General features: G+C 38.9%; 11 protein-coding genes. 9 read left to right on the forward strand and 2 right to left on the reverse strand.

Going from position 1 to position 12,814, the window contains the following annotated elements:
- The first annotated feature begins 6 nt into the window (after positions 1 to 6).
- The 9 genes from CA265_07790 (at position 7) to CA265_07830 (ending at position 10,082) form a co-directional block, all read left to right on the forward strand.
- Entirely contained in the window at positions 7 to 1,899 is a 1,893-nt protein-coding gene (locus CA265_07790) for a recombinase RecQ (protein ID ARS39556.1), read from the forward strand.
- A gap of 180 nt (positions 1,900 to 2,079) precedes the next feature.
- A complete protein-coding gene (locus CA265_07795) occupies positions 2,080 to 3,387 on the forward strand; it encodes an MFS transporter (protein ARS39557.1) in 1,308 nt (435 codons plus the stop codon).
- A 22-nt stretch (positions 3,388 to 3,409) separates the two neighbouring features.
- Complete coding sequence (locus CA265_07800; GenBank protein ARS39558.1) at positions 3,410 to 4,147, forward strand: Fe-S oxidoreductase; 738 nt, start codon at positions 3,410 to 3,412, stop codon at positions 4,145 to 4,147.
- Positions 4,148 to 4,479: 332 nt separating this feature from the next.
- Entirely contained in the window at positions 4,480 to 5,427 is a 948-nt protein-coding gene (locus tag CA265_07805) for a hypothetical protein (protein ARS39559.1), read from the forward strand.
- Between the two features lie 196 nt (positions 5,428 to 5,623).
- On the forward strand, positions 5,624 to 6,712 hold the full coding sequence (locus CA265_07810) for an acyltransferase (GenBank protein ARS42923.1): 1,089 nt from the start codon (positions 5,624 to 5,626) through the stop codon (positions 6,710 to 6,712).
- 208 nt (positions 6,713 to 6,920) lie between these two features.
- Positions 6,921 to 8,846, forward strand: coding sequence for a threonine--tRNA ligase (locus tag CA265_07815; protein ARS39560.1), 1,926 nt, complete (start codon positions 6,921 to 6,923; stop codon positions 8,844 to 8,846).
- 16 nt (positions 8,847 to 8,862) lie between these two features.
- Positions 8,863 to 9,432 carry a translation initiation factor IF-3 gene (locus tag CA265_07820; GenBank protein ARS39561.1) on the forward strand — a complete coding sequence of 190 codons (570 nt, stop codon included), beginning with the start codon at positions 8,863 to 8,865 and terminating at the stop codon, positions 9,430 to 9,432.
- 29 nt (positions 9,433 to 9,461) lie between these two features.
- Positions 9,462 to 9,662: a 50S ribosomal protein L35 gene (locus tag CA265_07825; protein ARS39562.1), complete on the forward strand. Its 201-nt coding sequence runs from the start codon at positions 9,462 to 9,464 to the stop codon at positions 9,660 to 9,662.
- 75 nt (positions 9,663 to 9,737) lie between these two features.
- Positions 9,738 to 10,082 carry a 50S ribosomal protein L20 gene (locus CA265_07830; protein ID ARS42924.1) on the forward strand — a complete coding sequence of 115 codons (345 nt, stop codon included), beginning with the start codon at positions 9,738 to 9,740 and terminating at the stop codon, positions 10,080 to 10,082.
- A gap of 83 nt (positions 10,083 to 10,165) precedes the next feature.
- On the opposite strand, the gene CA265_07835 is transcribed toward CA265_07830, so the two are convergent.
- Together CA265_07835 and CA265_07840 are read right to left on the reverse strand one after the other, a co-directional pair.
- The gene (locus CA265_07835) at positions 10,166 to 11,767 is read right to left on the reverse strand and encodes a hypothetical protein (GenBank protein ARS39563.1); all 1,602 of its coding nucleotides are present in this window, start codon (positions 11,765 to 11,767) and stop codon (positions 10,166 to 10,168) included.
- Between the two features lie 614 nt (positions 11,768 to 12,381).
- The gene (locus tag CA265_07840) at positions 12,382 to 12,711 is read right to left on the reverse strand and encodes a hypothetical protein (protein ARS39564.1); all 330 of its coding nucleotides are present in this window, start codon (positions 12,709 to 12,711) and stop codon (positions 12,382 to 12,384) included.
- Between the last annotated feature and the right edge of the window lie 103 nt (positions 12,712 to 12,814).

A 12,814-nucleotide genomic window follows, 5' to 3' on the forward strand; every position in this document is an offset into this window, starting at 1 on the left:
CGATTTATGACAGCAATAGAGATTTTACAAAAATATTGGGGACATCAAGCTTTTAGGCCATTACAGGAAGATATTATTTCCTCGGTTTTAGAAGGAAACGACAGTTTAGCCTTATTACCAACAGGTGGAGGTAAATCGATCTGCTTTCAGGTTCCCGCTTTGGTTAAAGAAGGCATTTGTATCGTTGTCTCGCCGTTAATAGCCCTGATGAAAGATCAAGTAGAGCACCTGAAATCAAAAGGGATTGAGGCCATTGCCATTTATGCTGGGATGGGTAAACGTGAAATTGATATCTTGCTGGATAACTGTATTTACGGAAAAATCAAATTTCTTTATTTATCTCCCGAGCGTTTATTGTCTGATTTAGTGCGGGTTCGTATTTCGTATATGAATGTAAACCTGATTGCGGTAGATGAAGCGCATTGTATTTCGCAATGGGGATACGATTTCCGTCCGCCTTACCAACAGCTTTCGAAGCTCCGCGAAATCTTGCCCAATGTTCCGGTTTTGGCACTTACTGCAACGGCTACTGCATTTGTGCGAAAAGATATTGTAGAAAAACTGGAAATGAAAGACCCCAAGGTTTTTGTTAAAAGTTTCGCAAGAGACAATTTAAGTTATGTGGTGTTCGGCAATGAAGATAAGTATAAAAAGCTGATTGATATTTGCAAGAATGTTAAGGGTACTGGTCTGGTGTATGTGCGTAACCGCAGGGAAACTGCCGAAGTATCGAATTTTATCAATAGAAACCAGATCAAAGCCGATTTTTATCATGCCGGATTGGAACGTGATACACGCTTCCTGAAACAGGAAGAATGGAAGAACAACAAAACCCGCATCATGGTGGCTACAAATGCTTTTGGGATGGGCATAGATAAGGCAGATGTTCGTTTTGTGGTGCATTTAGATTTACCCGAAAGTTTAGAGGCCTATTACCAGGAAGCAGGCAGGGCAGGGCGTGATGAAAAGCGAAGTTATGCCGTTCTTTTAGCCAATCAATCTGATGTTTTGGGACTGGAATCGAGATACCTCGATAGTTTTCCCAGTCCGGATGAAATCAGAAAAACCTATCATTACCTCGGCAATTATTTTCAATTGGCATTTGGCGCAGGTGAAGGTTTAACTTTTACTTTTGATATCGCTGATTTCTGTAAACGATTTAATATTAGTGTTTTAAAAACAATTTCAGCGCTGAAGTTTTTAGAACATGATGGTTATCTCACTTTATCTGAAAGTGTTTTTCTTCCATCGAGGATGATGTTTATTGCCAGTCATGAAGACATTTACCGCTTTCAGATTGAGAATAAGGCTTATGATGGCATTATAAAAACCATTCTACGCTCGCACGGTGGCGCATTCGACGGTTTTGTTAAAATTAATGAAGCCGATTTAGCCAAAAAAACCGGATTGTCGTATAAAGAGATTATCGCTCTGCTTAACAAATTACAAGCCATTGAATTACTTACGTATATTCAACAGACTGATCAGCCGCAATTGCAATACATTAGGCCGAGGGTAGATATGGACCATTTTGATCTGGATGTGAAATACCTGGAGCTAAGGAAGGAAATCCTGCATAAACAGATTAATGCTGTGGTAGGTTATGCTTCGTCTAACTTGTGCAGAAGTGTTCAATTGCTCAATTATTTTGATGAACATCATGCTACGAAATGTGGTGTTTGCGATGTTTGCCTTGCCGAAAAAAGAACCGAAAACCAGAGCCAGATAGGCGAAGCGCTTGAATTTGAGATTGTTTCTTTGCTGCAACAACAAGCACTAAGTCTTGATGATTTGGTTACCAATATTAAAAACGGTGCAGAAGCCGAAAGAATTGATGCCATTCGGGAATTATTAGATGCCGGTAAGATTAAATCTGATGGGAAGAAGTATTATCTTTAGATGTGAGATGTGAGATGTGAGATGTGAGATGTGAGATGTGAGATGTGAGATGTGAGATGTGAGATGTGAGATGTGAGAAAAATGCCAGTCAAGTTACCAATAAAGTATTAGTTTTGTAATGAACTATTTAATCGGTTTAATCAAATTAATCAACGCAATCACCTGCGAAGCAAAAAATAAATGATAGCAAAAAACAATAAGAAAACCATCCGTTCGTGGGCATTCTTCGATTGGGCAAACTCTGCCTATAACTTAGTCATCACCTCTACCATTTTTCCGGCTTATTATACCATTATTACCACCACTAAAGAGCATGGCGATAAAGTGGAGTTCTTTGGTCGGACCTATGTAAATACTTCGCTTTCCAATTACGCATTATCATTTGCGTACCTGATTATGGCTTTTGCTTTGCCGATGCTTTCATCCATTGCTGATAGAAGGGGGAATAAGAAATCGTTTATGAAATTCTTTACCTATGTTGGTGGAGCGGCCTGTATTGGTTTATACTTCTTTAAATTGGATACGCTCGAAATGAGTGTGATTTTGTTTGCCTTAGCCGCAATGGGTTATATCGGCGGCGTATTGTTTAGTAATTCGTACCTGCCAGAAATCGCGACAGAAGAACATCAGGATCGTGTGAGTGCACAAGGTTTTTCATATGGGTACATTGGTTCGGTTTTACTGCAACTGATTTGTTTTCTGTTTGTACTAAAACCAGAATGGTTTGGTATTACTGATGCCTCATTCCCGCCAAGATTATCTTTTTTATTGGTTGGGGTATGGTGGATCGGTTTCTCTCAGATTCCTTTTTCTGCACTTCCAAATGGAACGCCTCAGCACGATAAAGTAAAAACGAATATTCTTAAAGATGGCTTTAGTGAGCTATCTAAAGTCTGGGCACAAGTAAAAGAAATGAAGGTTTTAAAAGGATTTTTAGTTTCTTTCTTTTTCTACTCCATGGGGGTGCAAACCATTATGCTGGCAGCAGCAGGTTTCGCCGAAAAAACATTAAAACTAGGCACTGCAAAACTGATTGCCGTGATACTAATCATTCAGCTTGTGGCTATTCCAGGTGCTATGCTCATGTCGTATTTAGCCAAAAAAATCGGGAATATAAACGTGTTAATTATGGTGGTTGTGGTATGGGTTGGCTGTTGTGTTTTTGGTTATTACATTACTAACGAATATCAGTTTTATTCATTGGCCGCCATTGTAGGCTTAATTATGGGCGGAATCCAATCTTTATCGCGTTCTACTTATTCTAAATATTTACCGGTTGATACAAAAGACAGCACTTCATTTTTCAGTTTTTATGATGTAACGGAGAAACTGGCAATTGTAATTGGCCTTTTCAGTTTTGCTTACATTGAAGATTTAACCGGAAATATTCGCTACTCAATTATCGCTTTGGCATCATTTTTTATCGTTGGATTAGTTCTTTTAGTGCTTCTCAGAAAAAACGAACATAAAGAATCGCTAAAATTGTAAGTTTGCAGTCGTTAAGAATATTATGAAAGTAGAATTATTTGTGCCTTGTTTTGTAGATCAGCTCTATCCGGAAACCGCTTTTAATACGTTAAGGTTATTAGAAAAATCGGGATGTGACGTGACCTACAATTCAAAACAAACCTGTTGTGGGCAACCTGCGTATAATGCAGGTTATTGGGATGAGGCTAAGGAAGTAGGTACAAAATTTTTAAATGATTTTACCGAAAACACCTATGTGGTTGCACCATCGGCATCGTGTGTAGGCATGGTAAAAGGTGGCTTTAACGATCTGTTTACCAATACCATTGTGCACAATAAATGTCGTAGCCTGCAGTCAAATATTTGGGAACTTTCTGATTTTCTGATCAATGTGGCCAAAAGGGATTATTTCGGCGCAGAGTTAGAAGGAAAAGCTGTTTACCACGATTCGTGCAGTGCCTTACGCGAATGCAAAATCAAAGACGAACCACGCCAGTTGCTTTCGAAAGTTCATGGATTGGAAATGATCGAAATGGAGGATACCGATATGTGTTGTGGCTTTGGCGGAACCTTCGCGGTTAAGTTTGATGCGATTTCATCTGCAATGGCCGAGCAGAAAGTTAATCATGCCCTGGCACAGCAGGCAGATTATATCATTTCGACCGATTTATCTTGTTTACTCCATCTTCAGGGCTATATCGAAAAGAATAATTTACCCATCAAAACCATGCACATTGCTGATGTGCTTTGTAATGGTTGGTTAGAGAGTACGGAATATTAAGCCCTGGCCCTTAAAGGGGAGAAGATACTTTAAACCTATCAGGTTCTGAAACCTGATAGGTTTTTTTTAAAAAGAACCACAGTCTTTTGTTAAATAAACCCGACCGACAGCGTTTCCCGATAGCAGTCTGGTTTTAATTCATCAAGTTTTCTATCGGGATTAAGCAAAGGGCGGGACTGTGACAACAAAAGAACCACAGGCACTGCTTTTCTAATAAAAGGGATTGGATATTGTAATATTTAAATTACTTTGAGCGCAAATCTGCGTTTAAAGGATTTAAGCACAATCTTTAACACAATTTAACACGTTTTACGTTACAATCTATAATATCTTTGTTAAACCTTTTTAAGGCTTTCATATCTAAACAACAAAACAAAATCATAATGAAAACAATATTCATCGCTTTATTAGGAGTAATGTCCATTGCATCAGTAGCCAATGCACAGCAGAAAAAAACTTCTGGAGCCATACAATTTGAAAGTATTATCGACCCTGCGGCAATGGCTTCAGCAAGTGGTATCCAGTTAACGGACCAAATGAAAGCCAGGATGCCTTCTACAAGTAAAAGTAATTTCGAGTTATTATTTACAGCTACAAATGCCAGTTATATGCCAGTTGAAGAAACTGAAGATAGCAACGGAGCTGGTGGTGGTGGCGGCGGAATGGGTCGTATGATGATGCGTTTTGGTGGCGCTGGTGGTAACCGTGAATATTATTATGTTTTTGCTGACAAAAGCTTAACAGAAGTTTTCGACTTAAACGATACGACTTATTATATGCCAAGTAAACTAACCTTGTCTACTTCGGGCCCGATCAGCTCATTCAGAATGGGTGGTGGTAATCCTAACGATACCACTAAAGCAAAACCTGCTCCGGCACCAAAAATAGAAGTGGTGAAAACGGATTCTACCAAACAGATTTTAGGTTTTACCTGTCACCAGGCCATTGTAAGATCGACAAGAGCAATCAAAATCTTAGACATGGATAAGAATGTGGTTGAAGAAACCAAAATCTGGTATACCAAAGATTTAGGCTTCGATTTTTCTCCAAACCCAAATATGTGGACAGAAGGTGCTGTTTTGGCCATTGAAGGGAGAGGAAGCAGTTCAATTGCTAAAAGTATTGAGTATAGAAATGTAAGTTCAAAAGACGTAACTGCGCCTAAAAAAGCAAAACTGATTACTGCTGAAGAATATAAAGCTAAAATGGATAACATGATGAAACGTTTTAGACAAAACAGACCAGGCGGCGGTCAGGTAAGATCATTTGGAATGAATTAATTGAGTGCATAGCCAGATATCAGAAGTTTTGCCCGGGCTTGTGCCTTGTGTTAACTTCGGATGTCTGGCATCAAAAGCCCTGAAAGCGTAAGCTGTCAGGGCTTTTTTTGTGTATCATTTTTGAAAGGCTTGGGTTTACTTTTTGCAACTAAAATTAGAATAACTATTATTGGGATTAATTAAAAACCTAACCAGCGTGATTACAGCACAGAACGACAGTAACCTATTAGCAACTAAACAGCATTTTGAAATTTTAGATGGATTAAGAGGCCTAGCCGCAGTAATAGTCGTGATATACCATTTCATGGAAATTGCGATTACCGATTATAATAAAAATTTTCTCTCCCATGGCTTTCTGGCGGTCGATTTCTTTTTCTGTTTGTCGGGTTTTGTAATTGCCTACGCTTATGATACACGTGCCGCAAATATCAGCCTAATGCAGTTTTTTAAACTAAGATTGATCCGTTTGCATCCTTTAGTCATCATCGGTTCAATTTTAGGACTGTTAACTTTTCTGTTCGATCCTTACAGTGATTTATATGCCGTTTACGGCTTCGGGAAAACATTACTGATGTTTTTGGCCTCTGCATTTTTGATTCCATATCCGGTTATGCCAGAGCGTTATACCAATCTATTCTGTTTAAATGCTCCTGCGTGGTCTTTATTCTGGGAATACATCGCCAATATTTTCTATATCCTTATGCTTTACAGATTGAATAAAAAAGTATTGCCTGTATTGGTTTTGCTTGGCGCAATAGCCATCTGTTATGTGGCTTTAAAAGTGCCTAATGCTAATTTAAGTGGTGGCTGGGGTGGACAAAACTTTTGGGATGGTGGTGTGAGGGTACTATATTCTTTCTCAGCCGGCATGTTGGTTTATCGTTTCAACTGGATCATTAAAAATAAACTGGGTTTCCTCGGCGTGAGTCTGCTATTACTTGTGGCTTTCCTTTTCCCTTACAGAGATGCATATAACTGGATTACCGAAACCATCATTGTATTGTTTTATTTCCCGCTTTTAGTGGCTTTAGGTGCCGGGGCAATAATTAGCGAACCTTTAAAGAAACTGTGCACCTTATCCGGAGAAATATCGTACCCGCTGTATATGACACATTATCCTTTCGTTTGGATATTTCTGACTTATGTTGCCGTGGTTAAACCTGCAATGTCGACCTTATGGGTGGTTATCCCGGTTTCGGTAGCCGTGCTGGTACTACTGGCTTATCTGATCATGAAGTTTGTCGATATCCCATTGCGTAAATATTTGAAGGCTAAATTTTTATAAGTCTGACTTGCATTTTTTTAGCCAAGGGGAGACAGACTAATAGACCGTAATGTATAAAACACCTGGACTTACTTTTCTGTGGCAATCCGCGCCGCTGTGGCTTATTTTATGTTGTTTTCCTGATTAAAAATCGTATCTTTGCACAAAATAAAATCACATTGTAGGTGATCTTTACTCACATTTTATAAAAATTAAATCATAGTTGTAGATGATTAACATTACTTTACCTGACGGTTCTGTCCGTCAGTATGAAAAGGGCACTTCTGCCCACCAAATTGCATTGTCAATTTCTGAGGGTTTAGCCCGTAACGTATTAGCCGCAGAGGTTAATGGCGAAGTTTGGGATTCAACAAGACCAATCGAATCTGATTCATCAGTGAAATTATTGACCTGGAATGATACTGCCGGAAAATCGACTTTTTGGCACTCATCAGCTCACTTAATGGCTGAGGCTTTAGAAGCACTTTATCCGGGTACCAAATTTGGTATCGGTCCGGCTATCGAAACTGGCTTTTATTATGATGTAGACTTTGGCGACCGCGAATTTTCTTCGGACGATTTCAAAGCCATCGAAACCAAAATGATCGAGCTGGCTAAACAGAAGGAAACTTTTGTACGCGAAAGTGTTAGCAAAGCTGATGCGGTAAAATATTTCACCGAAAAAGGCGATGAGTATAAATTAGATCTAATTGATGGCCTGGAGGATGGTAAAATTACTTTCTATACCCAGGGTTCATTTACCGATTTATGCCGTGGTCCGCATATTCCAAATACTGGTTTTGTAAAAGCAGTAAAACTGATGAATGTGGCTGGTGCTTACTGGCGTGGCGATGAAACTAAAAAACAGTTAACCCGTATTTATGGTGTAACTTTTCCTAAGGCTAGCGAGCTTACCGAATATCTTTTAATGATTGAGGAAGCAAAAAAACGCGATCACCGTAAATTAGGAAAAGAATTAGAGCTGTTTGCTTTCTCAGAAAAAGTAGGCATGGGCTTGCCATTATGGTTACCTAAAGGAACTGCTTTGCGCGAACGTTTGGTCAACTTTTTAACTAAAGCACAGGCTAAAGCAGGTTACGAACAAGTAGTAACGCCGCATATCGGTCATAAAAATTTATATGTAACCTCAGGTCACTGGGAGAAATACGGTAAAGATTCGTTCCAGCCGATTAAAACCCCGCAGGAAGGAGAGGAGTTCTTCTTAAAACCGATGAACTGCCCGCACCACTGTGAGATTTACAAAACAAAACCACGTTCTTACAAAGATCTTCCGGTTCGTTTTGCAGAGTTTGGTACAGTTTATCGCTATGAGCAAAGCGGCGAATTACATGGTTTAACCCGTGTACGTGGCTTTACTCAAGATGATGCTCACTTATTCTGTATGCCAGAGCAGGTGAAAGAAGAGTTTAAAAAAGTAATTGATTTAGTGCTTTACGTATTTAAATCATTGGGTTTTGATAACTATACTGCTCAGGTTTCATTAAGAGATCCGGAAAACAAATCGAAGTACATTGGTTCTGACGAAAACTGGAGACTATCTGAGAATGCTATTATTGAAGCAGCTGCAGAAAAAGGCTTAAATACCGTTGTAGAATATGGCGAAGCCGCTTTCTATGGTCCTAAGCTCGATTTTATGGTGAAAGATGCTTTAGGTCGGAAATGGCAGCTGGGTACCATCCAGGTTGATTACAACTTACCAGAGCGTTTCGAATTGGAATATACCGGTAGCGATAACCAAAAGCACAGACCAGTAATGATTCACCGTGCGCCATTTGGTTCATTGGAAAGATTTATTGCAGTTTTGATCGAACATTGTGCCGGAAATTTCCCATTATGGTTAAGTCCGGAGCAATTTATTGTTCTTCCTATTTCAGAAAAATATGAAGAATATGCAAAAAAAGTTTTAGATGAACTAAATAATTCCGATATTCGCGGGCTGATTGACTTTCGTGATGAGAAAATCGGTCGCAAAATACGCGATTCGGAAGTTAAAAAGATCCCATACATGCTCATTATCGGTGATAAAGAAATGGCAGAAGGAAAAGTTTCTGTCCGTAAACATGGTGAGGGAGATTTAGGCGAAATGACGTTGGAAGAGTTCAACAATTTATTAAGAAAAGAAATAACAGTTTAAATTAAATAGTACAAATTTGGCATTAGGAAGACCAGGATTTAACAGGGGACCACGTCCACCTTTTAAGAAAAAAGAAGCAGAGCATAACATTAATCAGTATATTAAATCGCCCGAAGTGCGTTTAGCTGGCGATAATGTTGAACCGGGGATTTATCCTTTGGCAAAAGCTTTGGCACTTGCTGATGAACTGGAATTGGATTTGGTAGAAATATCTCCAAATGCCGTACCACCAGTTTGTAGAATTATTGATTATAGTAAATTTGTTTACGAGCAAAAGAAAAAGCAGAAAGAAATTAAAGCTAATGCGAAACAAACTGTAATTAAGGAGATCCGTTTTGGTCCTAACACCAACGATCACGATTTCCAGTTTAAATTGAAACATGCAGTAAGCTTTTTAGAGAACGGTGAAAAAGTTAGGGCTTACGTGCATTTTAAAGGTAGAGCAATTGTTTACAAAGAGCAGGGAGAGATTTTATTGTTAAAATTTGCCCAGGCTTTAGAAGATGTAGGAAAAGTAGAGTTATTACCTAAGTTAGAAGGTAAACGTATGTTCCTGACAGTTGCGCCTAAAGTAGCAAAAAAATAAAAATAGGTTTATAAATTAAAAAACAGGTTATGCCAAAAATGAAAACCAATTCCAGTGCTAAAAAGCGTTTTTCGCTTACTGGAACAGGTAAAATCAAAAGAAACAACGCATACAAAAGTCACATCTTAACCAAGATGAGTACTAAACGTAAACGTGCCTTAGGTCAAGCAAGTATCGTATCTGATGCTGATATGGGTAACGTTAAACGTATGCTTTGTATCGGAAAGTAATTTATTAATTCACCAGGTATCAGGCTTTAAGTTTCCGGTTAAAAGGAACGCCGCTTGCCAAAAAACAACAACAACATGCCACGTTCGGTAAACGCAGTAGCTTCGAGAAGAAGAAGAAAAAAAATCCTTAATCTAGCCAAAGGCTATTGGGGAGCAAGAAGTAAGGTTTATACTGTTGCTAAAAACACAGTAGAAAAAGGTTTGCAATATGCATACCGTGACCGTAAAGTTAAGAAAAGAGAATTCCGCGGATTATGGATCCAACGTATTAATGCAGGTGCTCGTCAGCACGGTATTTCTTACTCTCAATTAATTGGTAAACTAGCTTCTAAAGAAATCGGTTTAAACCGTAAAGTATTGGCTGATTTAGCAATGAATCACCCAGAAGCTTTCAAAGCTGTAATTGATGCAGTAAAATAGAAATTTTCGCCTAGGCGATAATCATATTTAAAAAGGTCCCGATGTAAATCGGGACCTTTTTTTTGTTGTTTGGTTTTGAAGATCTAATATAATCCTAATTCTGCTAAACAGGCAAACTGCTGACCATCATGTGCAGATTTAGCAATGATTTTATAATAGAGGAAGGTTTGTGCCGAAGCAAAATCAAAGTACTGCACGCCACTAATGTTTTTTGCTACATAGTTGCCTTGCGAGGTGAAATTAACACCATCCGTACTCGTTAAGATTTCGAAATCTTTAACGGCTCTGCTTAAGCTGCTGCGCTGCAATAAACTTACGCCACTTGCTGTTTTAGAAGTCGTACCTACTTTAATTACCACATTGTGTGGGTAGGAAGTAGCCGAAGTTCTCCATCGCGAATGCCAAACAGTAGTCGCATTACCATCAATTAAGCTGGACGCTTTACCATCAGAGCTTTCTTCAGAACTAAATGAATTGATCGTCCATCCTGTTTTGCTTAACTCATTTTTGGTTGAGAAGGTTAATATCGGTAAACCTCCCGAAAAAGTATAGGCATAAATTTGTTCGGTTACTGTTCCGTTATCGTGAACCAGTTTAACTTTCAGTTCGTATGGAATACCATCAGCTTTTTCCTGCAGATCGGCAATTGGCATAACCACCCTAAAACTATCAGTGCCGATTTTTTTTGATTCCCAGGTAATGGCATTGTAATCATGGTTAACGCCGGTACCTTCATTATTTACATTAGGGTCATTGTAGTATATAATACTGGTTACATTACCGGTAGAAGTAAACTTGCCGGATACTACTATAGACGCTAAAGTACTCGAATAGCTGGCATATATCTTATTAATGCTACTGGTTACGGCGCCATAATAGGTATTGGAATTGTTATTGAAAACCTGATTTACATTTAAAATCGCCGCATCTGCAGCCGTTAAAAATGTAGGGCTTTTACCTAAAGTTCCGTTACCCGCCCACATTAAGGCCATCCCTAAGGTTGAGTTTTCGGAAACTTTTTGCCTGTTGTGCGGCAGATTTAATCCATGACCCAGCTCATGTACCATACCGCCAAACCACACACTAAAGCGATTGCCTACGGTAGTGCTTAAGCCCAGGTTTGCAATGTCCATTTCTTCATAATCCAAAGCATAACACCACCTGCCGGTACCATAAAACGGACCTCCGCTTGGTGTGCCATTCGAACCGATGGAATACCTTGGAATAATGATCAGAGTATGATCGCTGGTTTTATCTGCCGGATGTGCAGCAAAATAAGCATTTACCTCACTTGCTACTGCGCCGTTTCCTCCCGAGTAGGGATAACTGGCTTTTGGAAGTGTTCCTCTAATGGTTAAGATTTTTACATTTCCGGCGCCATCATCAGCAAGACCAAATGTTTTGTTGCCGTAACCGTTGCGATTCATTTCTTGTCTGTACCAGTCTTGGGTCCATAATAAAAGATCACTCAATCTTTTTCTGTAACCGGCAAGGGTATCGAGATCGTTAGGTACAAAATACACAATATTTACATTGCGACTTTGTGTAATAATGTTAGTGGTAGCCTGTTTTTTGCTAATAGAGAGGGTTTTTTCCTCAGGTTGCAATACTTCGGCTTTTTTACAAGACAGGGTAAATAAGCAGGCGCAGAATAGCCCTGTTAAAAGTAGACTGTTTTTTTTCATACGATAATTTTAGGTTTAGGTTGATAATATAGGGAATTGGTTATTGTTGCTATCTTATATGCTGTACTCAGCCTCTTTGCCTAATCTTATCGGTTTTATACCAAGATTATACCACCATAGTTTGCCAGTCGCGGCCGCTATCCCAAATCTTAAAAAGCGCGTATTGTAAGTAGATTTTTATCTTATCCAGATTTAAGTTACACACAAACTTATACAGTAGGAGGAATTAAAACCGCGCAAACGTTTGTGTTACATCAAACGTAATAGATTTAAACAATAGCGTATAAATGCCATTCAAACAGGTTTTTACGGCTATTTGATTACTTTTTTATATGACATTAAAATTTATGAAGCGCAAACGTTTGATTGACTTGTATTAACTGTTTGATTTGCCTGTAGATGGATGTGTACAGCTGAATGTAGTGCGCTACAAAGGAGAATTAAATCTTTGCCTAAAAGGTAGGCTTAAAAGGGGGAGGGCAATGTTATTATTTGTCGTCATTTCGAGCGGAGTGCAACGTAACCGAGAATTCTAAGAGGAGTAAATCTCTCCCCCAAATGTTCGGGGCTGCGCTACAGTCGAGATGACGACTTTTTTATTGAAATTATCACGATTAGCTCTGATCGTCAGTATCTGCGTCAGGTGCATTCTTTTGAACCGATTCGATGCCGTTATCTCTGGCAGAACTACTTTCGTACATCTCGCTGGAGCCAATCAACTGGCCATTTGTAGCCTTCAAAGTGAAATAGTACTTGCCATTAGATGAGGTCTTTTTTTCAAACTTTGAATCATCCTGTGCATTTTTTTTAACCGATTCGATCCCGTTTTCGCAGCTCGATTTGGCTGAATAGCCTTCGCTTGTTAAAATGGTCTGGCCATTGCCGGCTTTAAGATTAAACTGGAATTCTCCGTTCGATCTTTTAGTAATTACAAATTTTCCCATAGGTCTGATTTTAATTTATTACCTGGTTAGCATTTTAACCTAAATAACTAGGTATTATTCCTAAAGTTATTAAAGTTTGTAACCAATTACAATAAGCAGATAA

The organism is Sphingobacteriaceae bacterium GW460-11-11-14-LB5 (genome assembly GCA_002151545.1).
Lineage (GTDB): Bacteria > Bacteroidota > Bacteroidia > Sphingobacteriales > Sphingobacteriaceae > Pedobacter.